This is a genomic window from Saccharothrix espanaensis DSM 44229, from assembly GCF_000328705.1.
Lineage (GTDB): Bacteria > Actinomycetota > Actinomycetes > Mycobacteriales > Pseudonocardiaceae > Actinosynnema > Actinosynnema espanaense.
In genome coordinates this window covers 412,357-433,597 of sequence record NC_019673.1, presented here as the reverse complement: position 1 = coordinate 433,597, position 21,241 = coordinate 412,357, and the positions used below count along the sequence as shown (strand labels likewise).

The 21,241-nt window shown below is 72.9% G+C and carries 16 protein-coding genes and 1 tRNA gene; 9 read left to right on the top strand and 8 right to left on the bottom strand.

What is annotated here, in order from left to right:
- Positions 1 to 109: 109 nt before the first annotated feature.
- Positions 110 to 880 carry an SGNH/GDSL hydrolase family protein gene (locus BN6_RS02090; RefSeq protein WP_231904949.1) on the top strand — a complete coding sequence of 257 codons (771 nt, stop codon included), beginning with the start codon at positions 110 to 112 and terminating at the stop codon, positions 878 to 880.
- Between the two features lie 314 nt (positions 881 to 1,194).
- Here the strand turns inward: BN6_RS02090 and BN6_RS02085 are convergent, their stop codons facing one another.
- A complete protein-coding gene (locus BN6_RS02085) occupies positions 1,195 to 4,008 on the bottom strand; it encodes an AfsR/SARP family transcriptional regulator (RefSeq protein ID WP_015097868.1) in 2,814 nt (937 codons plus the stop codon).
- Between the two features lie 182 nt (positions 4,009 to 4,190).
- On the opposite strand from BN6_RS02085, the gene BN6_RS02080 reads away from it, so the two are divergent.
- Positions 4,191 to 5,231, top strand: coding sequence for an ADP-ribosylglycohydrolase family protein (locus BN6_RS02080; RefSeq protein ID WP_015097867.1), 1,041 nt, complete (start codon positions 4,191 to 4,193; stop codon positions 5,229 to 5,231).
- A 225-nt stretch (positions 5,232 to 5,456) separates the two neighbouring features.
- On the opposite strand, the gene BN6_RS45240 is transcribed toward BN6_RS02080, so the two are convergent.
- Positions 5,457 to 5,651 (bottom strand): hypothetical protein, encoded by a 195-nt coding sequence (locus BN6_RS45240; RefSeq protein WP_148302708.1) that lies wholly within the window; start codon positions 5,649 to 5,651, stop codon positions 5,457 to 5,459.
- 80 nt (positions 5,652 to 5,731) lie between these two features.
- Here BN6_RS45240 and BN6_RS41500 point away from each other — a divergent pair, with 80 nt between their 5' ends.
- Complete coding sequence (locus BN6_RS41500; protein ID WP_015097866.1) at positions 5,732 to 6,481, top strand: hypothetical protein; 750 nt, start codon at positions 5,732 to 5,734, stop codon at positions 6,479 to 6,481.
- On the opposite strand, the gene BN6_RS02070 is transcribed toward BN6_RS41500, so the two are convergent.
- The 3 genes from BN6_RS02070 to BN6_RS02060 are packed head-to-tail and all read right to left on the bottom strand — an operon-like array spanning position 6,421 to position 9,004.
- A complete protein-coding gene (locus BN6_RS02070) occupies positions 6,421 to 7,167 on the bottom strand; it encodes an FAD:protein FMN transferase (RefSeq protein WP_015097865.1) in 747 nt (248 codons plus the stop codon). The genes BN6_RS41500 and BN6_RS02070 overlap by 61 nt on opposite strands.
- A gap of 2 nt (positions 7,168 to 7,169) precedes the next feature.
- Positions 7,170 to 7,607, bottom strand: a complete 438-nt coding sequence (locus tag BN6_RS02065) for an FMN-binding protein (protein ID WP_015097864.1) — start codon at positions 7,605 to 7,607, stop codon at positions 7,170 to 7,172.
- Between the two features lie 50 nt (positions 7,608 to 7,657).
- Positions 7,658 to 9,004 carry a ferredoxin reductase family protein gene (locus BN6_RS02060; RefSeq protein ID WP_041315888.1) on the bottom strand — a complete coding sequence of 449 codons (1,347 nt, stop codon included), beginning with the start codon at positions 9,002 to 9,004 and terminating at the stop codon, positions 7,658 to 7,660.
- 146 nt (positions 9,005 to 9,150) lie between these two features.
- Between BN6_RS02060 and BN6_RS02055 the strand changes: the two genes are divergently transcribed.
- The 3 genes from BN6_RS02055 to BN6_RS02045 all read left to right on the top strand — a co-directional run bounded on the left by BN6_RS02055 (position 9,151) and on the right by BN6_RS02045 (position 13,155).
- Positions 9,151 to 9,849, top strand: coding sequence for a response regulator transcription factor (locus BN6_RS02055; RefSeq protein WP_041311685.1), 699 nt, complete (start codon positions 9,151 to 9,153; stop codon positions 9,847 to 9,849).
- Positions 9,849 to 11,267, top strand: a complete 1,419-nt coding sequence (locus BN6_RS02050) for a sensor histidine kinase (RefSeq protein ID WP_015097861.1) — start codon at positions 9,849 to 9,851, stop codon at positions 11,265 to 11,267. Before BN6_RS02055 ends, BN6_RS02050 begins: the two co-directional genes overlap by 1 nt.
- 247 nt (positions 11,268 to 11,514) lie before the next feature.
- Positions 11,515 to 13,155 carry a vWA domain-containing protein gene (locus tag BN6_RS02045; RefSeq protein WP_015097860.1) on the top strand — a complete coding sequence of 547 codons (1,641 nt, stop codon included), beginning with the start codon at positions 11,515 to 11,517 and terminating at the stop codon, positions 13,153 to 13,155.
- Positions 13,156 to 13,199: 44 nt separating this feature from the next.
- On the opposite strand, the gene BN6_RS02040 is transcribed toward BN6_RS02045, so the two are convergent.
- From BN6_RS02040 to BN6_RS02030, 3 genes are all read right to left on the bottom strand, one after another.
- Positions 13,200 to 13,550, bottom strand: coding sequence for a hypothetical protein (locus BN6_RS02040; RefSeq protein ID WP_041311682.1), 351 nt, complete (start codon positions 13,548 to 13,550; stop codon positions 13,200 to 13,202).
- 18 nt (positions 13,551 to 13,568) lie between these two features.
- The gene (locus BN6_RS02035) at positions 13,569 to 14,753 is read right to left on the bottom strand and encodes a glycosyltransferase 87 family protein (RefSeq protein WP_231904947.1); all 1,185 of its coding nucleotides are present in this window, start codon (positions 14,751 to 14,753) and stop codon (positions 13,569 to 13,571) included.
- A 564-nt stretch (positions 14,754 to 15,317) separates the two neighbouring features.
- A tRNA-Thr gene (locus tag BN6_RS02030) sits at positions 15,318 to 15,390 on the bottom strand.
- 280 nt (positions 15,391 to 15,670) lie between these two features.
- On the opposite strand from BN6_RS02030, the gene BN6_RS02025 reads away from it, so the two are divergent.
- The 3 genes from BN6_RS02025 to otsB all read left to right on the top strand — a co-directional run bounded on the left by BN6_RS02025 (position 15,671) and on the right by otsB (position 21,233).
- Entirely contained in the window at positions 15,671 to 17,083 is a 1,413-nt protein-coding gene (locus tag BN6_RS02025; protein ID WP_015097857.1) for a threonine/serine exporter family protein, read from the top strand.
- Between the two features lie 117 nt (positions 17,084 to 17,200).
- Complete coding sequence (locus tag BN6_RS02020; protein WP_015097856.1) at positions 17,201 to 18,634, top strand: alpha,alpha-trehalose-phosphate synthase (UDP-forming); 1,434 nt, start codon at positions 17,201 to 17,203, stop codon at positions 18,632 to 18,634.
- 67 nt (positions 18,635 to 18,701) lie between these two features.
- A complete protein-coding gene (gene otsB, locus BN6_RS02015; protein WP_015097855.1) occupies positions 18,702 to 21,233 on the top strand; it encodes a trehalose-phosphatase in 2,532 nt (843 codons plus the stop codon).
- The last annotated feature ends 8 nt before the right edge of the window (positions 21,234 to 21,241 follow it).

Sequence of the window (21,241 nt, the reverse complement as noted above, 5' to 3'; positions counted from 1 at the left end):
TGACACTCCGGTAACGGTGTCCCGGCAGGCCGGTGGCGTCGCCCCGACCTCGGGAGGCATCCTGTCAGGCGCGGTCACGGGGGTGCCGCGGAGGAAGGGGAGGGATGCGGTGGACGGATTGGACAGCTACGTCGCGCTGGGGGACAGCTTCACCGAGGGCATGGACGACCCGGGCCCGAACGGCACGTACCTGGGGTGGGCCGACCGGCTGGCGGCGATGATCTCCAGCCACCAGCGGGGTTTCCGGTACGCGAACTTCGCGATCCGGGGCAAGATGCTGCAGGAGATCGTGGACGAGCAGATCCCGCTCGCGGTCGAGCTCAAGCCGCGGCTGGCGACGTTCTGCGGTGGCGGCAACGACCTGCTGGTGCCGGGCTCGGACCCGGACGCGCTGGCCGAGATGTACGAGATCGCCGTGGCGGACCTGCGCGCGGCGGGCACCGAGGTGGTGATCTTCACCGGCTTCGACCCCAAGCACACGCCGTTCCTGCGGTCGTTGCGCGGCAAGATCGCCATCTACAACAGCCACCTGTGGTCGGTCGCCGAGCGCTACCACTGCCGGGTGGTCGACCTGTGGTCGATGACCGTGCTGCACGACCGCCGCGCGTGGAGCGCGGACCGCCTGCACCTGTCGACGGAGGGGCACCGCCGGGTGGCGCTGCGCGCGGCGGAGGTCCTGGGCTTCAAGCCGGACGAGGACTGGAGCATCCCGTGGCCGCCACCGGCCGACGAGGACTGGATGGCCCAGCGCCGGCACGACCTGAAGTGGGCGCGCGAGCACGTCGTGCCGTGGATCGCCCGCCAGCTGCGCGGTGAGTCGATCGGTGACGGCGTCGTCCCCAAGCGCCCGGAACTGCTCCCGGTCTGCGCCGACAGCTGACCCACCCGCAGACCACCACCGCCGGTCCGGGCCGCGCCCAGCGGCGCACCCAGCCCCTGGGGGCGGGCCGCCGGTGGTGGTCGCGTCGGCGCGGCCGGTGACGGGGCTCGGCGGCGTGCGCGTCCCGGCGGCGGACTGCGGAAACGGGTCAGCCGGCCGGCACTCTCCCCCGAATGCCGGCCGGCTGACCGTTGGGTGGCTTCCCCCCTGGCATCCCCCTCCAAGAGCCACCCGACGCGCCGATCCGCCTCGCGACGTTGATCAGCGCGCGTCACCAAGTTCCCACGAAGTCGCGGCCCGGTGCTAAACAGCCGCTAAACCCCGGTGGTCAAGCCTTCAAGAGCCGTTCGGACGAACATGGCCCGCGACGACCCCAGCCGTTCGAACAACCGCAGTGACTCCGCGAGCTCCGCTTGCGCCGCAACGACTTCCCCCCGCTTGGCGAGCACCGTGCCGAGCACCTGCCGGCCGAACGCCTCCTCGAACTGCATGGACCCGCCGCGGGCCAGTTCCACGCCCTGCCGCGCGTTGTCCTCCGCCTCGGCCAGCAGCCCCAGTTCCGCGTACAGCTCGGCCAGGTTGCCGATGGCCAGCACGTACCAGCGCTCGTTGCCGTTGCGGTGGTGGATCTCCATCGCCTGGAACTGGTGCTGGGCGGCTGTTTCGAGCCGCCCGAGGCGTTGCTCCACCTGGGCCAGGTTGTTCAGGACGGTCGCCTCGCCCAGCGCGTCGCCGTCCCGCCGGGCCATCTCCACGGCGCTGCGGTAGTGCGCCAGCGCCTCCTCGTTGCGCTCCTCGGCGGACAGCGTGCACGCCAACTGGTCCAGCGCCATCACCAGGTAGCGCGGTTCGCCCAGCTCCTGGGCCAGTCGATGGGCGCGCTCGGCGTCCGGGAGCGTGCCGCGGATCGTGCCGGTCCACACGTTGATGGCGTGCATCGCGTGCAGCACCAGCAGCTCGCCGCGCCGGTCGCCGCCGACCCGGGCCGACGCCAGGCCGAACTCGGCGATGGCCCGCCACTCCCGGCCGACCAGCCGGGCCACGCAGTACGGGTAGACCAGCCGGACCAGCTGCCAGACCTGCTGGTGCAGACCGGCTTCCGCCGCGCCGTGCACCAGGGCGATCAGGTTCGGCCACTCCTTGTCGAACCAGGAAAGCGCTTGCCCCGAGGTGGCCGGGCGTGGTGCGGTCGGCTCCCCGGCCACGAAGTCCAGCCCGTCGTCCACCGGCCGGATCAGCCGCCGGGCGTGGTCGCAGGCCGCCAGGTAGTGGTCCATCAGCCTGCGCAGCGCCGCGGTGCGCCCGGCCGACCGCTCCTCGCCGAGCAGCTCGCGGGCGTAGAGGCGCACCAGGTCGTGCAGCACGTACCCGCCGCGCCACTGCTCCACCAGCAGGTGCGCGTCGGCCAGGTCGGCCAGCCGGCCCGCCGCGGTGCCCAGGTCCGTGCGGCACAGCGCGGCGATCGCGTGCGGGCTCACCCACCGCCCCGGAACCAGTCCCGCCGCCCGAAACGTCTCCGCCAGCTCCGGCGGGAGGTTGCGGTAGGACACCGCCAGCGCACGCGCCACCCCGACCTCGGTGTCGGCCAGGTCCAGGGTGCGCAGCCGGGCGTCGTCGTCGGAGAGCTGCGCCACCAGCGCCTCGACCGTCCACTCCGGACTGAACACCAGCTTCGCCGCGGCGATCCGCAGCGCCAGCGGCAGGTTGCCGCACAGCTCGGCCAGCATCCGGGTGGCCACCGGTTCCTGTTCGGACAACGGCTTGCCGACCACCTCGTCGACCAGCCGGACGGACTCGTCCTGCTTCAACGTGTCCAGCGTCAGCATCCGCGCGCCGTTGCTGACCACCAGCGACTCCAGCCGCAGCCGGGAGGTGACCAGCACCACCGACCCGGCCCCGGGCGGCAGCAGCAGCCGCACCTGCTCCGGGTCCCACGCGTCGTCGAGCACCACCAGCACCCGCCGCCGGGCCAGCACCGACCGGTACAGCCCCACCCGGTCGTCCAGGTCGCGCGGCACGCCGTCGGACGGCACGCCCAGCGCCAGCAGGAACCGGGCCAGCACCTCGGCGGGCTCCACCGGGTCCCGGTCCGGCGCGAAGCCGTTCAGCGCGGCGAACAGCAGCCCGTCCGGGAACTGCTCGGCGCGGCGGTGCCCCCAGGTCACCGCCAGCTCGCTCTTGCCGATCCCCGGCGCGCCGTTGACCACGGCCACCGTCGTCGCGGTCGGGTCGCGCGAGTCGCACAACCGGTCCAGCCAGGCCAGCTCCTCGTCGCGCCCGATGAACCCGGACGCGGCCGCGGGCAGTTGCGCGGGCACCACGACCCCCGGCCGGGGCGGCACCGGCGCCACCGGCTCGGCCGGGCCCGGCGAGCTCAGCGCCGGGTCGTCGCGCAGCACCTGCTCGTGTAGGACGCGCAGCTCGGGGCCGGGGTCGATGCCCAGCTCGTCCACCACCCGCCGGTGGAACCGCTGGTAGGCCTCCAGCGCGTCGGCCCGCTGACCCGACCGGTACAGCGCCCGCACCATGTGGCCGACCAGCCGTTCCCGGAACGGGTACTCGCTGACCAGCTGGCGCAGCTCGCCGACCAGTTCGAGGTGCCGGCCCAGTTCCAGCTCGGCCTCGACGCGCTCTTCGAGTGCGGCGAGCCGAAGCTCTTCGAGGTCGGTGGTGACCGGCTCGCCGGGCACGTCGGCCAGCACCTGGCCGCGCCACAGGCCCAGCGACTCGCGCAGCAGCTGCGCCCGGATCGGGGCGGGCTTGCCGCGCGCCCCGGCCACCAGCTGGCGGGCCCGGTGGAAGTCCAGCCGCCACGGGTCGACCGCGAGCTGGTAGCCCGGCGGCGTGGTCAGGATCCGCGCGGAGCCCGCCGGGTCGGCCTGGTCGAGCATCCGCCGCAGGCGGGAGACGTAGCCGTGCACGATGGTCCGGGCGGTGGCGGGCGGGTCGTCGGTCCACAGGCTGTCCACGATCTCGTCGATCGGGACGACCCGGTTCGCGGCCAGCACCAGCATCGCCAGCAGGCCGCGCATCCCACGCCGGCCGATGACGAGCTGGCGGCCGTCGGCGAGCACCTGCAACGGTCCGAGCACACCGAACTCCAGCCCGTTCTTGCTCCGCTCGGCCATGCCCCTCCCCCCGCCTCGGTAGTGCACCGGTCAGTCCGGCTCGGTCACTGGATCAAGTGCGCCAGACGGGCCGTTGGATACCTGTCGGTAGATGTTGCTTGCTCAACTAGCCGTGCTCCCATGACCGGACGACCCCGCGACGGCTAGGGTTTTGGCCCCGACGACGCAGTGCAGGAGGGCAAGTGCCGCGCGAGCCGATGAGCGTGGTCGACCGTGGCGCCGCCTGCCTGCTGGGCGGCGCCCTGGGCGATGCCCTGGGCGCCCCCGTCCAGTACCTGGGGTGGACGGACATCCAACGAGACCACGGCCCGGAAGGTGTTCTGGAACCGCCGCGTCCCGCCTTGGTGACCGACGACACCCAACTGACCCTCTTCACCGCCGAGGGCTACCTGCGGGCCTGGGTCCGGGGCCGCAACACCGGCGAGTGGGACCCGGTCGACACGGTGTGGCGCAGCTACCGCCGCTGGCTGATGACGCAGCAGGTGGCGGCCCCGGAACCGGGGGCCACCGGCCTGGTCGGCGACGAGCGGCTGTACTCCAGCCGGTCGCCCGGACTGACCTGCCTGCGGGCCCTCGCGGCGGACACCGCGCCGACCCCGGAGGAGCCCCACAACGAGTCCTCCGGGTGCAACGGTGTGACGAGGACCGCACCCGCGGGTTTCGCGCCGAGCGCCGACATCGCCTACGACCTGGGCTGCCGGTTCGCCGCGCTGACCCACGGCGGGACCGGCGGCTGGGTGGCCGGCGGGGCGTTCGCCCTGCTGATCCACCTGATCGCGGTGAAGGCGCGCCCGGTCCGGGAGGCCGTGGACCAGGTGATCGGCCGGGTGCTGCGGGACGACCCGTACACCGCCAACACCCTCAACCGGGCGGTCCTGTTCGCCGAGGAGCACCGGGCGCTCGGCTTCGACTCGGTGCGGGTGGACCGCCTGGGCAGCGGCTGGACCGGCCCGGAGGCGATGGCCATCGCCGTGCACACGGTCCTGGTCTACCCGAAGCGCACGCAGTTCGTGGACGCGCTGCGGGCGGCGGCCAACCACTCGGGCGGCAGCGACGCGACAGCGGCCCTGACCGGCAACCTCCTGGGCGCGATGCACGGCACCGACGCCCTGCCGAGGGACTGGCTGGCCGGCCTCGAACTGGTCGACCTGCTCACCCGCCTGGGCTCCGACCTGGGCCACTCCGTGGTGGGGGCGGAGTTCGACCACTCCCGCTACGAGTAGCCACCCACGCGGGCGAAGCCCGGCCCTGGGGGCTCTTGCGGCTTTGCGCTCACGCGGAAGCCGGTGATGTACAGCCGGCCTCGGCCGCACGTTCCCGAATGCGTGCGACCGAGGCCGGCTCTCCACGCGGTCACTGCCGGCACACGCCCCGAGCGCGTAACCCGGCTGACCTGCGTAGAGCGGGAAAACCCGTGCGCAAAACCGTAGCAGAACGCGTGCGGACCATCACACCCGGCCCATCTCCTTGACACCGTGAAGGAGTAGGGCACCATCCGCCAAGAACGAGGCCGAGCTGCTCGACGGCATGGCCAGGCTCACCGGGACCTGGTGGCCGACGCCGCCGCCGCCCGCTTCGAGCACGGCCTGCACCTGCTGCTGTCGGGCCTGCGCCTGTCCCGCTTCGGCGGGTAGCCTCCGCACCCCGGACCGACCTGGAGAGCCGTGACAGAACCTGGCACAACCGGCACACCCGCAACCGGCCCTCACCCGACCGTTGTCTGATGCCGCAAGGCGTCCGAGCCGTCACCGAACTGCTGATCGCGCTGGACGGCCGCCCCGACACCCGCGACCTGGGCACCCTCGCCGTCCGGGCGTTCCGCGCCGCGCCGCGGCCCACCCCGGCCACCGCCGAGGCGATCGCCGAACTGGCCGAGGTCGCCGGCTGGATCCTGTTCGAGGAGGAGCGCCAGGCCGAGGCGCACGCACACAACCTGGCCGCGCTCGCCCTGGCCCGGCCGGGCGGTGACGTGGCGACGCTCACCCTGCTCACCATGGCCATGCAGCGCGCCCACGTCGGCCGGTTCGCCGAAGCCCTGGACCTGGCCGACCGGGGCGCGGCCGGCACGCGCTCGCCGAAGGTCCGGGCGATGTTCGCGCTGCGCCGGGCCCGCGCGCACTCCCGGACCGGCCGCGCCGCCGACGCCCTGCGCGCCCTCGACCAGGCCGAGGCCGTGCTGGAAGCGGACGCCACCGCGCCGCCGTGGGCGTGGTGGATCGACCGGACCGAACTGCTCGGGCACCGGGCCGCCGTCCTGGCGAACCTGGGCCGGCTCGAAGAGGCCGCCGCGACCTTCCCCGCCGACGACGACCTGAGGTTCCGCGAGGTCGTCCGGGCCATGCGCTACCGCACGCTCAAGGCCCTGGGCCGCTGGGACGGGCCGCCCCCGACCTTCCGCAGCCCGCGCGCGGTTCACGCCGCGACGGGCATCCCCGGCGTCCGGTACACCCGCCGCGACGCGTCCACGGCGTAGATCTCGCACCCGTCCTGCCCCGCCGCCCACGGGATGCCGTCCAGCCCCATCGCGAACGCGGCCGTGGCGGTCGCGTCGGCGACGGTCAGCGAAGGCGCGAACACGGTCAGGCTCACCAGGTCGGTCACCGGCTCGCCGGTCCGCCCGTCCACGATGTGGTCGCCGCGCTCGTAGCGCCCGGACGTGGCCACCGCGCCTTCGCCGACCTCCAGCACCACGCAGAACCGGTCCGCCTCGACCGGGTGCCGCACGCCCACCCGCCACGGCCCGCCGGCCGCCACGACGTCACCGCCCGCGTTCACCACGTACCGGGACGCCCCGCCGGCCGCCAGCAGGTCGGCCGCCCGCTGCACGGCCCAGCCCTTCACCACCGCGCACGGGTCCAGCCCCCGGCCCGGCCGGCGCACCTGGAACGCGCCGCCGGTGGCCAACCGGTAGTGCTCGCACAGGGCCAGCACGTGGGCCAGGTCCGGGCTGAGCCCACCGGAGTCGGCCCCACCGGAGTCGAGCGCGCCCGAGCCGCGCTCGGCCCGGTCCAGCCGGGACACCTCGCTGTCCGGGCGGAACGGGCTGAACCGCGCGTCGACCTCGCGCAGCCACTCGAACGCCCGGTCCACGGCGGCGGTGTCCCCGTCGCGGAGGTCGACCGAGATCGGCAGGCCCATGATGTGCTCGACCTTGCGCATGGTCAGCCCTTCGCGTCGATCGCGGCTTGGAGCGACCGCACGTAGCCCTCGCTGGTCGCGGTCGCGCCGGACACGGTGTCCACCTCGGCGCTCTGCGCGGTCAGCGTCTCCTCCACCAGCAGCGGCACGGCTTTCCGGGTCGGCGCGCTGTTCGGCTGCTTGAGCATCCGCACAGCCGTGATCCGGTCGCCCTCGAACGTCACCTCGACCTGCACGTCACCGTGGCTGGTCCGCACCAGCGACCCCTTGACGGTCTGCGTCTCCCCAACCACCTCCGGCGCGGCCGTCCCCGAGGTCCCCGGTGCCGACGTCTTCGGGACCGTCTCCGGGGCGGCCTCCGCGACCTGCGCGGTGTCCACCGTCTCGGGCCGGGCTTCGAAGCGCCACAACGGGACCAGCCCCGCCACGGTCAACAACAGGATCGGCACTGCCCGCTTCACGGCTGTCCTCTCGACATCACGGCTGCTCCCTCGACTTCACGGCTGCTCCCTCAACTCGCCAGGCTGAAGCGTTCGGCGTGCACCTGCCGCTTGGGCACCCCGAGCTCGCGCAGGCCCTGCAACACCGCCCCGGTCATCCCGGGCGGCCCGCACACGAACACGTCCCGGTCGCGGATGTCCGGCACCGCCGCGGCCAACGCCCGCGCGCCCAGCGGCGGGCCGTGCGGCGTGGGCGCGTTCGACGGACCGGAGACCACGTGCAGCACCGCGCCGCGCGCCTGTGCCAGGTCGCGCATCTCGTGCAGCAGCACGGCGTCCTGTGGCCGGCTGACCCGGTAGATCACCACGACGTGCCCGCGCAGCTCCTCCAACAGGGCCCGGACCGGCGTGATGCCGACCCCGCCCGCCACCAGGACCGTGTGCGGGCGCGTGCGGTGCATGGCGGTGAACGCCCCGTACGGCCCCTCCGCGAACACCCGCGTGCCCGGCTTCAACGCCCGCAGCGACGCGCTGCCCGCGCCCAGCGCCTTCACGGTGAGCCTGAGGTGCCGCCCGTCCGGCGCGGCCGACAGCGAGAACGGGTTGGCCTGCCACCACCGGTCGCGGGTCAGGAAGCGCCACAGGAAGAACTGGCCCGCCCGCGCGGGCAGCCGGTGCAGGTCGCGGCCGGTGATGTAGATCGACACCACGTCGTCGGACTCGGGCACGACCGCGGCGATCCGCAGCCGGTGCCGCAGGTTGCGCCACAGCGGCAGCACGAGCCGTCCGGCCAGCACCGCGCCGAGCGCGAAACCCCAGAGGCCCCACCAGTACGCGGTCGCGACCGGCGAGGAGGTGAACGTGCCGCCGAGGCCGATCTGGTGCGAGAACGCCAGGAAGACCGCGATGTAGGCGTACAGGTGGACGAAGTGCCACGTCTCGTAGGCCATCCGCCGCCGCGCGAACCGCGCCGACAGGCCACCCACCACCAGGATCAGCAGCAGCGCCACCACCGCGCGCAGGACGCCCTCCAGCGTCGTCGCCATCGTCACCAGCTCGTCGACCGGTGGCAGCGAGGTCACCTCGGCGTACCCGGACACGATGAGGACCGCGTGCGCCACCAGGGTCACCAGCAGCGAGAACCCGACCCAGCGGTGCCAGGACGTGAGCCGGTCCATGCCGAGCCGGCGGTCCAACCACGGCAGGCGCGCCACCAGCAGGAGCTGGAACGCCATCAGCAGCGCCCCGTAGAGCCCGGCGAGCCGGCCGAGCAGGATCAGCGCGTTGGCCGACTGGCCGGACTGGACGAACAGCGCGGTGACCACGACCACGTTCGCGGCCAGGACGGCGTGCAGGCCGGTCCGGGCCACCACCTTCGGGCGCACCGCCGGCGCCGACAGCTGGACGGTTGTCACAATCAGCACTCCCTGTTCGGTGGGTCCGCCTTCGAGCCTGCGGACGGGAGCTGTGCGGGCCCTGTCCGCTTCCTGTCGAGTTCCTGTAGATCAGCGGCCGGTGCGGGATCGGGTTAGCCCGCCGCACGGCGTTGCCGCACCATGAGCACGTGGACAAGGCCAATGCGGTTCGACTGCTCGTCGTGGACGACGAACCCCACATCGCGGACCTGGTGGCCACGGTCGCCCGGTACGAGGGGTGGCAGGCGGCCACCGCGGCCAGCGGCGAGGCCGCGCTCGCGACCGCGGCCGAGTTCCACCCGGACATCGTGGTGCTCGACCTGATGCTGCCCGACCTGGACGGGTTCACCGTGCTGGACCGGCTGCGCTCGTCCGGCGCGATGGTGCCGGTGGTGTTCCTGACCGCCCGCGACGGCACCGCGGACCGGGTGGCCGGGCTGACCCGGGGCGGCGACGACTACCTGGTCAAGCCGTTCTCGGTGGAGGAGCTGATGGCCCGGCTGCGGGCCGTGCTGCGGCGCTCCACCGGGCCGCAGTGGAAGCGGTCGGTGCTGAAGGTGTCGGACCTGGCGATGGACGAGGACACCCGCGAGGTGCGCCGCGCGGGCCGGCTGGTCACCCTCACGCCCACCGAGTACGAGCTGCTGCGCTACCTGATGCGCCGCTCGCCCGCCGTGCTGACCAAGGCGCAGATCCTCGACCACGTGTGGGAGTACGACTTCGGCGGCCGGTCCAACGTCGTGGAGCTGGTCATCTCGCACCTGCGGCGCAAGCTGGACGACGGCCACCAGCCGCTGATCCACACCGTGCGCGGCGTCGGCTACGTGCTGCGCAAGGCCCCGGACTAGTGGCCCGCCTGCCCTGGTTCGGCCGGCACCGGCTGCGGCTGGGCACCCGGCTCGCGCTCGGCCTCGGCGCGCTGGCGCTGGGCGTGTTCGCGGTGGTCGGCATGGTCATGGTGACCAACATGGAGGGCTACCTCGCCGACAAGCTCGACGAGCAGATGAAGGCGACCCAGGTCGACCTGGAGAAGGACGTCAACAAGTACGGCAAGCTCAACACCTCGATCTACGGCTGGTTCGCCGCCGTCTACCAGGTCGACGGCGACGAGGTCACCCTGCGCCCGCCCGCCGGGCTGCCGCTGGACAGCACCGAGATGCGCGAGGTCGCCCGCGAGGTGACCGGCGACAAGCCGGTGTTCCGCACCGCCGACCTGCGCGGCGAGGGCACCTACCGGCTGCGCGGCTGCCCGATGGGCGACGGGCTGGTGCTGGTCAGCGCCGCCCCGATGAACGACCTGACGAACACCGTGCGGCAGCTGGTGATGGTCGTGGTGGCCACGTTCCTGCTGGCGCTGATCGCGTTCGTGGTGATCGGCCGGGCGGTGCTGCGGCGCGGGCTGCAACCGTTGAGCGACATGGCGCAGACCGCGCACGACATCTCGTCGCACGACCTGACCGACTCGGCCCGGCTCGCGGTGCGCGCCGAGGGCGGCAGCGGCGGCGTCGAGGTGGAGGAGCTGCGGACCGCGTTCAACACCATGCTGGAGCACATCGACTCGTCGCTGGCCGCGCGCACGGCCGCCGAGCAGCGGCTGCGCCGGTTCATCGCGGACGCCTCGCACGAGCTGCGCACCCCGTTGACGTCGATCCGGGGTTACGCCGACCTGTTCCGCTACGCCGCCGCGAACGCGCCGCAGGAGCGCGAGGCGCACCTGGAGCGGCTGCGGTCGGAGGCGGCGCGGATGAGCGTGCTGCTGGACGACCTGCTGCTGCTGGCCCGGCTGGACTCGGCCGAGACCGAGGCGCCGCTGCGGCCGGTGGACGGCGACCTGGCGGAGCTGGTGCGGGAGGCGGCCGACGCGTTCCAGGCGGCCCGCCCGGACCACCCGCTGACGGTGCTCCCCGGTCCGGAGCCGGTGCGGCTGCGGTTCGACCCGATGCGGGTGCGGCAGGTGCTGGACAACCTGCTGGCCAACGCCGCCCTGCACACCCCGCCGGGCACCTCCGTGTCGCTGTCGGTGGCCGTCGAGGGCCGGCACGCCGTGCTGCGGGTGAGCGACACCGGGCCGGGCATCCCGGCCGCCGACCAGGCCCGGATCTTCGACCGGTTCTACCGGGTGGACAACTCGCGCACCCGCGACCGGGGTGGCAGCGGGCTCGGCCTGGCGGTGGCGCACTCACTCATCGTGGCGCACGGCGGGACGATCGGGCTGGACAGCCGGCCGGGCTCCACCACGTTCACCATCCGCATTCCCCGAAATTGACTCGAACGGCCCATCCCACCTCGCGAAGCGTAGTCGGAATACGGTTCTCCGCAGCCATTTCCGCAGGTCACCCGCCCAGCGCGGGACAGGGCCATTCGTCGGACAAGAAAGTGACGACGAATCGCGCAGTACGCCGCGAAACCTCTCCCGCTCCTCCTGGTGCGGGCCGGACGACGACGTCCGGCGCGCTGTCGGATCCGCGCCCGGACCCTGCGTCCGAACGCCCGAGCGAGAAGAGATCCCCCTGATGCAACGCATTCGCAGACCGGCGCTGACGGTCCTGGCCGCCTTCGCGCTGGCCGCGTCGGTCACCCAGGTCGTGAGCCCGGCCGGAGCCGCGCCCGCGCCCACCGCCCCGCGCAAGTGCGGCCCGATGGACGTCGTGTTCGTCGTGGACGACACCGGCAGCATGGGCGGCGCGATCACCAACCTCAAGACCGGCATCAACCAGATCGCGCAGGAGGTCGAGAACCTGACCGGGTTCGACTACCGGCTGGGCCTGGCCACGTTCAAGGACAACGTCACCGTCGTCGACAACTTCGCGCCCAACAACCGGACGCCGGTCATCGCGAGCGTGAACGCCCTCGCCGCGAGCGGCGGCGGCAACGAGCCGGAAGCCTCCGACGAGGCGCTCAACACGGTGGTGAACAACCTGCCCGCGGCGGGCCGCCCGCAGAACGTCGACTTCGCCGTCGGCTGGCGCTCCAACGCCACCAAGCTGGCGGTGCTGATCACCGACGCCCGCCCCGGCGGCTTCGACGACGACTACGACACCACCCCGGCCAACGTCGACGCCACCAACGCCGCGCTGCGCGCCACCCAGGCGTTGAGCAAGGGCATCAAGGTCTCGTCGGTCTACGTGCCCACGTCGGGCGGCCTGACGAGCACCATCGTGCCGATCATGCAGAACTACGCCACCACCACCGGCGGCCTGTACACGCAGGCGCAGGCCGACGGCAGCGGCGTCAGCACGGCGGTCATCGACTTCCTGCGCGACTGCAAGCGCAGCGACGTGTTCATCAAGGACCAGGGCGTCGACACCGGCGCCGAGCCGAACCCGAACTCGCTGTTCTGGAACAGCCCGGACATCAAGGTCTGCCCCGGCCTCGCGGACTGCGGCCCCGGCATCCAGCCCGTCGTGGGCCAGGCGAACTACATCCACGTGCGGCTGAACAACCCGGGCCCGAACGCCACCGCGAACGGCTTCGGCACCTTGAAGGTCTACCGCACCACGCCCGGCGGCTCGACCAACTGGGACCCGGTGACCAACGGCGACTGGACCTACATCGGCGAGGAGACGCTCTCGGTGCCGGTGGGCGGCGTGACCGTGGCGAAGGTGCTGTGGAGCCCGGTCCCCGGCCCCGGCCACTTCTGCCTGCTGGCCCGCTGGGTGTCGGCCAGTGACCCGATGACCTTCCCGGAGACCGCGAACACCTCGCTCAACACCCAGCGCAACAACAACATCGCGTGGCGCAACTACCAGACCGTCCGGGCCACCCCGAAGGCCCCCGGCAAGTCCTGGTTCGCCGTCGGCAACGCCACCGGGCGCCCGATCAAGACCGACCTGGTCGTCACCAGCCCGGACCGCCCGCTGGTCGGCAACGGCCGGGTCGTCATCGACCTGGGCCCGAGGCTGGTCGAGCTCTGGCGCTCCACGGGGGCCAGGGCCGAGGGCGTGAAGCAGGTCGGCGAGACCCAGTTCGAGATCGCCGACCCGAAGCGCGCGGCGTTCCTCGGCATCCCGGTCCAGCCCGGTGAGCGGCACACCACCGAGCTGACCTTCACCGCCGGCACGCAGCTTGGCCAGTTCGTCCAGCACGTCGTCCAGCTCGCCGAGGGCCAGGACATCGGCGGCGTCGGCTACGGCATCACCGTCGACCGCGGCTGACCGGCGACAGCGGGCCGTCCGCCCCTCGGACGGCCCGCCCCGGATCACCCCTCGATGAAGGTCGCCTCGACCTGCTCCGCCAGGGCGTCGAGCAGCCGACCGGCCAGCTCCTCGTCCTCGTGGTCCAGCTCGACCACGCTGCGCCCGACGCCGCGCGGGCTGACCCGCAGCGTGCCGGCGCAGCCGTCGTCGGCCAGCGGTGTCCAGGAGAGCCGGAGCAGGTCGAGGTCGACGGTGGCCCGGACCTGGCAGAGCCGCTCGCCGTGGCGCAGGATCAGCACGTCGTCGTTGACGCCGACCAGCTCCAGCGGTCGGGGCAACCAGTCGGCGAGGCGCACCGGCTCCGCCGCCGTCGCGAACACGAGGTCGGGCAGGGCCGGGATGTCCCTTCGCACGATAGTCACTCGTAAGGGTTACCCGAGCGAGCGTCGACTATGCCGCGAGCTGCGGTTTCCCCGGTACAGGTGAACGGCGACGGCGACCAGGAGCAGCAGCCCCACCCCGACTTCGACGTTCTGCAGCCCCCTCGCGACCAGCCCGGCCGCGGGGTGGGTCGGCAGAAAGATCAGGCCGGGGAACGGCATGTCCCAGTTGCGGCCGCCCGGCCAGGCGAGCACCAGCAGGTAGCCGGCGACCACCGGCACCCACGGCCACCACCGCCGCGAGGTCGCCGCCCACCGGACGCCGAGCACGAAGAACGGCACGAACCAGACCCAGTAGTGCGACCAGGCAACGGGCGTGACCAGCACCATCGTGACGCCGACGACCGAGGTCGCCAGGTAGTCCTCGCCGCGCGAGGACGCGCGCCGGGCCAGCAGCAGCCCGGCGACCCCGACCACGACGGCCACCGGGACCCAGTACGCGGACGGCAGGTCGGGGTCGTGCAGCAGGCGGGCGACGACGCCCCGGACCGACTGGTTCTCCGGCGCGTCCGCCGAACCCGTGCCGGTGACCCGGTCGGGGTCGGTGACGCCGCCGCCCCAGAAGTAGCCGGCCTCCCCCGGCAGCACCAGGAAACCAAGCCCGATCGTGACCAGGAACGCGGCGGCGGACGTGCCCGCCGCGCGCCACCGCCCGGTCAGCAGCAGGTGCGCGATGAAGATCAGCGGGATGAGCTTGATCCCGGCCGCGACGCCGGTCAGCACGCCCTTCCACCGGTTGTCCTCCGGCAGCGCCGCGTCGACCAGCACCAGGGCCATCAGCAGCACGTTGACGTTGCCCCACAACAGGTTCCACTCCACCGGCTGCATGGCCAGGCACAGCGCGCCGAGCACGGCCGTCCACGCCACCGCCGTGCGGCCGGGCGGCTGCCCCGTCGCCCGCAGGCCGAGCCGGATCACCACCAGCATCAGCACCAGGTTCCCGCCCAGCGCGAACACCGGCAGGGCCCACGTCGGCAGCAACGCCAACGGCACGAACAGCACGGCGGCGAAGGGCGGGTACTTGAACGTGCCGGCGATGGTCGGCAGGGCGGCCTTCCACGGCTCGTACAACGGTTTCCCGTCGAGCACGGCCTGCCCGGCGGCCACGTACACCTTGAAGTCGCCCAGTTCCGCCCCGGCGGCCACCCACACCCCGTGCCACCTCAGGTAGAGCACGCAGGCCCCCACCAACACCAGACCGCCCGCAACCGCCGACAACCCCGATCGGACAGGAGACCGCGGCCGAACCCCCACCGATCCCCGACGGCCCTCCGCCGCATGGTCGAACATGGATGCGACGTTAGGACGAACCGCCTACCGCCACTCGCCGACACCGCCCGCTATGCGAACAACATCCCTTTCGCCCACCCCACACCACCCCGTCGAGCACCCCACTCACCGAGGCGCCCCACCCACGCCTACCGCTCCAGCCGCCGCCCCCACCCATCGCCTACCGGCCCCCGGCCCCCGGCTCCCGCTCCTAGCCCCGCCCATCGCCTACCGGCCATCGCCTACCGGCCATCGCCTATCGCCTATCGCCTATCGCCTATCGGCCGGCTATCGGCTCCCGGCCCACTCCCGACTGACACCCGGTCCGGGCGAAGCCCGCCGCGAGGCCGCGTCGGTGGTTCGTGTCGCCTTTCCCGTCGATCACGCTCTTCGATCGACGGGAAACGCGGCACGAGCCGCCGACTTCCAGGCGGCACGAGCCGCCCTCCGGAGGAGGGCCATGTAACAGAGAGCCGGTGAGGGGACTTGAACCCCTAACCTTTCGCTTACAAGGCGAGTGCTCTGCCAATTGAGCTACACCGGCATGGCGCGAAGCCGGGAACATCGTAAGCGCCGGCAGTGGGTGCCACCTGCGGCGAACGGTCTGCTCAGGGTGTGCCGCCGTTGGTCCGTCCGGAGGTGCGCAGCCCGTCCGGGTGGCCCAGGATCAGGCTAAAACCGCTGGCCAGCGGCATCAACAGTACTGAACGCTCGGTGATCGCCTCACCCGCCCTGGGTACCTCGACCAGGGGTGGCGCATGACACAGCGACGAATGTGACACCGTCGGGCGTGGCGCAGGAAGCGATCACGAGGAGGGAAGCCCGTGCGGCTGCGGCGCAGGCGGTACCGCGACCCCAGGACCACCCCCGGCCTGTGGCAACCGGTCGAGGGACCGTCCCTTCCGGACGACTCGACCGTCCACCTGGTACTGGACCTGGCCCTGCGGGTCGGCGAGGTCCAGCTCGCCAGCGGCGCGGGCGCGGCGGACGTCACGGCGACCGTGGTGGCCGTCGCCGAGGCCTACGGGCTGCCGCGCACCGAGGTCGACGTGATCTACACGTCGATCACCGTGTCGTGCCACCGGGGCACCGAGGCCGCCCCCATCACGTCGCTGCGCGTGGTCCGGTCACGCGGCCTGGACTACACCCGGCTGGCGGCCGTCGAGGACCTGATCCGGCGGATCACCTCCGACCGGGTCAAGGCCCCGGACGCGTACGCCGAACTGGACCGGATCAGCAAGCAGCCGCACCCGTACCCGCGCTGGACGGCCACGGCGGCGTGGGCGGGCATGGCGGGCGCGGTGGCGTTCCTGGTCGGCGGCGGGCCGCTGATCGCGCTGACCGCCGCCCTGGTGACGGCGGTGATCGACCGGGTCGGGCGGGTGCTCAACCGGCGCGGGCTGCCGTTCTTCTTCCAGCAGGTGGTCGGCGGCGCGCTGGCGTCGGCGACGGCGCTCGCGCTCTACGCCACCGACCTGCTGCCCAGCGTCCGGCCGTCGCTGCTGGTGGCGGTCGGGATCGTGGTGCTGCTGTCCGGCTTGTCCCTGGTGGGCGCGGTGCAGGACGCGATCACCGGCTACAACGTGACGGCCGCCGGCCGCACGATGGAGATCGCCCTGCTCACCGCGGGCCTGATCACCGGCATCGCGCTCACGCTGCGGGCCGGCGTGCAGCTCGGCGTGCCGACCTCGATCCGGGACCCGCTGCCGCCGCTGATCTCCGACGTGCCGATGCAGTTCGCGGCGGGCGCGGCGACCTCGCTGTTCTTCGCGCTGGCCAGCTACTCGCCGGTGCGCGCGCTGCCGATCGCGGCGGCGGCCGGCGCGGTCGGCACGACCACGTACGGGCTGCTCGCGCTGACCGGCACCAACGCGATCTCGTGCGCGGCGGCCGCGGCGACGGTGGTGGGGTTCGGCGGCGCGGTGATCTCCCGACGGCTGCGCACGCCCCCGCTGGTCGTCGCGGTGGCCGGGATGGTGCCGCTGCTGCCCGGTTGGACGGTCTACCGCGGTCTTTACCAGCTCACCATCGAGAACGACGCGGCCGGTCTGTCCACCCTGGTGCTGGCCGCCGGCACGGCGTTGGCGCTGGCCAGCGGCGTGGTGCTGGGCGAGTTCCTCGGCCGGCCGGTGCGCAGCGGACTGGGCAGACTGGGACGGAGGTTGGCCGGGCCCCGGTTGTCCGGCCCACCGCACCCGGCCATCCGACGGGGCGAGCGGGCCGCCGACCGGACGTGACGTTCGTCCAACCAGGGTGAACCCGCGTGTGACGGGGATGACGTGCGGGCATCCGGTACGGGCGTTCCCGTTAACCTCGGGGGCGGGCGAGACGAATCCCCTAGGAGGCGTTACCCGGTGAGCATCGGCGAGAACGGCGCGGACTTCCTGGTCGTGGCGAACCGCTTGCCCGTCGACCTGGAGCGCCTGGAGGACGGCACCCAGCGCTGGAAGCACAGCCCCGGCGGCCTGGTGACCGCGCTGGAGCCGTTCCTGCGCTCGCACAGCGGGGCCTGGATCGGGTGGCCGGGTGTCGCGGACGCCGAGGTCGAGGCGTTCGAGGAGGACGGCCTCCAGCTGCACCCGGTGTCGTTGAGCTCGGCCGAGGTGCGCGACTACTACGAGGGGTTCTCCAACGGCACGCTGTGGCCGCTGTACCACGACGTGGTGGCCCCGCCGGCGTTCCACCGCAGGTGGTGGAACGCGTACGTGCGGGTGAACCAGCGGTTCGCCGACGTGACCGCGAAGGTGGCCGCCCAGGGCGCGACCGTCTGGGTGCAGGACTACCAGCTGCAACTGGTCCCGGCGATGCTCCGCGAGCTGCGCCCGGACCTGCGGATCGGGTTCTTCCTGCACATCCCGTTCCCGCCGGTGGAGCTGTTCATGCAGCTCCCGTGGCGCACCGAGATCATCCGCGGCCTGCTCGGCGCGGACCTGGTGGGCTTCCACCGGCCCGGTGGCGCGCAGAACTTCCTGTGGCTGGCCCGGCGCCTGGTCGGGCTGGAACCCAGCCGCGGCGCGGTCGGCGTGCGCACCCGCCCGGGTGTGGTCCAGGTCGGCGACCGGACGGTCCGGGTCGGCGCGTTCCCGATCTCGATCGACTCCGCCGGGCTGGACGCGCTCGCCCGCAGCAAGGACGTCCAGCAGCACGCCAAGCAGATCAGAGGAGACCTCGGGAACCCGAAGAGGATCCTGCTCGGCGTCGACCGCCTCGACTACACCAAGGGCATCGACGTCCGGCTCCGCGCGCTCTACGAGCTCATCGCGGACGGTCGGGTCGACCCGACCGAGGTGACCATGGTCCAGCTCGCGACGCCCAGCCGCGAGCGGGTCGACCACTACAAGCAGATGCGCGGCGAGATCGAGCAGGCGGTCGGCCGGATCAACGGCGAGTTCTCCACCGTCGGCCACCCGGTCGTCCACTACCTGCACCAATCGGTCGACCGCAAGGAGCTGACCGCGTTCATGACGGCCGCCGACGTCATGGTGGTGACCCCCGTCCGGGACGGCATGAACCTCGTCTGCAAGGAGTACGTGGCCTGCCGCTACGACTTGGGCGGGGCGCTCGTGCTCTCCGAGTTCGCGGGAGCCGCGGCGGAGCTGACGAGTGCCTTCCTGGTCAACCCGCACGACCTCGACGGCGTGAAGAACGCGCTGGAAGCCGCCCTCACGCTGGATCCGGCGGAGGGCCGCCGTAGGATGCGCGCGCTGCGCCGCCAAGTCCTCACGCACGACGTAGACCGCTGGGCTCGCTCGTTCCTTGACGCCTTGGGTACGCAGACCACGGCCTGACCGACTCCGTTCGGAATCGGTACAGACCACGCACCCGACCTGTCCCACCGAGTCTTGAGGAGGGGCGTTGACCGCCGAGGCCCTCCCCGCCGAACTTCGCCGTGCGATCGTTCAGCTGGCGCGCACCCCGCGCCTGCTGGTCGCCTGCGACTACGACGGGACACTGGCTCCGATCGTGGCCAACCCTGAGGACGCCCGCCCGCTGCCCGAGTCGGTGGGCGCACTGCGCTCCCTGGCCGGGTTGCACGAGACCACGACAGCGGTGATCTCCGGGCGCGCGCTGCGCGACCTGGCGACGCTGTCGCGGCTCCCGTCCGAGGTACACCTGGTCGGATCGCACGGATCGGAGTTCGACGTCGGCTTCGTGCACGCGCTCGACGCCGACGCGCGAGCCCTGCACCGCCGCTTGGAAGCCGAGCTCGAACTCATCGTCGACGGCCACGAGGGCGTCGGCCTGGAGTCCAAACCCGCGAGCATCGCGGTGCACGTCCGGCGCGCCGAACCCTCCGTGGGGGAGCGGGTTCTCGACGCCGTGCGCGGCGGCCCGTCGACCTGGGCCGGCGTGCAGGTGACCGAGGGCAAGGCGGTGATCGAACTCGCCGTGGTGCAGACCGACAAGGGCCACGCCCTCGACGTCCTGCGGCACCGCGTGTCGGCCACCGCCGCGGTCTTCGTCGGCGACGACGTGACCGACGAGAAGGCGTTCGCCCGGCTCACCGGGCCGGACGTCGGCATCAAGGTCGGCGACGGCGAGTCGCTGGCCGAGTACCACATCGACGACACCGTCGACGTGGCCACCGTGCTGGCCTTCCTGCTGGAGGAGCGGCGCGCGTGGCTGCACGGCGACCAGGCCGTGCCGATCGAGCGGCTGACCATGCTCGCCAACGAGCGCTCGGTCGCGCTGCTCACCCCCGACGCGCGGCTGAACTGGCTGTGCCACCCCGAGCCGGACTCGGCGGCGGTGTTCGCCGACCTGCTCGGCGGACCGGCGGCCGGGCACTTCTCGATCAAGCCCGAGCACGGCTCGCTGCCCCTGGGCCAGCGGTACGTGCCGGGCACGATGATCGTGGAGACCCGCTGGTCGCGGCTGCTCGTCACGGACTACCTCGACCACGACCTGGCCTCGCACCGGACCGACCTGGTGCGCCGGATCTCCGGGTCGACCAACGCGGTGATCACCTTCGCGCCCCGGCCGGAGTTCGGCCAGGTGCCGGTGCGGCTGCTGCGCGAGCGGGGCGGCCTGCGGATCGTCGGCACGTCGGACCCGATGGTGCTGCGCTCGCCGGGCGTGGACTGGGAGATCACCTCCGACGGCCTGCAGGAGACCGCCACGGCGGTCGTCCGGCCCCGGGAGGGCGCGTCGATCCTGCTGGAGCTGCGGTGCGGCACGGACGACCTGTCCGAGGCCACGCTGGGCGAGGCGGAGCGGCGGGCCCGCGCGGGCGCGTACTGGTCGGACTGGGCGGCCACGCTCACGCTGCCGGCCGTCGAGCCCGACCTGGTCATGCGGTCCGCGCTGACCCTCAAGGGGCTGGTGCACCACGAGACCGGCGCGATCATGGCCGCGGCCACCACGTCGCTGCCGGAGGAACTGGGCGGCATCCGCAACTGGGACTACCGGTACTGCTGGCTGCGCGACGCGGCGCTGACCGCGCAGGCGCTGGTGTCGGTGGGCTCGCTCGGCGAGGCGGAGGCGTACCTGGGGTGGGTGCACGGCGTGCTGGCCACGCTGCCCGGCCCGGAGCGCCTGCACCCGCTGTACACGTTGCAGGGCACGATGCTGGGTGCCGAGGCGGTCATCGACACCCTGCCCGGGTACGCCGGCTCCCGGCCGGTGCGCGTGGGCAACCTCGCCAACCAGCAGGTCCAGCTGGACGTGTTCGGCCCGGTCGTGGACCTGGTCGTGCAGCTGGCCGCGGCCCGGGGGGCGCTGACCGACCCGGACTGGGCGATGGTGCAGGCGATGGCCGAGGCGGTCGCCCGCCGCTGGCACGAGCCCGACCACGGCATCTGGGAGGAGCGGCACGCCCCCCGTCACCACGTGTACTCGAAGGTGATGTGCTGGGTGACCCTCGACCGGGCGGTGCGGCTGGCCGAGGTCTACGGTCGGCAGGTCGACCCGTCGTGGCCGGTGCTGCGCGACACGATCTCCAACGACGTGCTCAAGCACGGGTGGAGCGACGAGTCGCAGTCGTTCACCACGGCGTACGACGGCGACGACCTCGACGCGGCGTCGCTGCACGTGGGCCTGTCGGGGTTGATCGACCCCGCCGACGACCGGTTCCAGGCGACGGTGACGGCCATCGAGGCGGAGCTGCGCTCGGGCTCGACCGTGTACCGCTACCGGCGCGACGACGGCCTGCCCGGTGACGAGGGCGGCTTCCACCTGTGCGCGGCGTGGATGATCGAGGCGTACCTGCTGACCGGCCGGCGGACGGAGGCGGAGGAGCTGTTCGCGCAGATGGTCGACGCGGCCGGCCCCACCGGTCTGCTGCCCGAGGAGTACGACCCGATCGCGGAGCGCTCGCTGGGCAACCACCCGCAGGCGTACAGCCACCTCGGCCTGATCCGCTGCGCGCAGCTGCTCGCGGCCAGGTGACCGGCTGA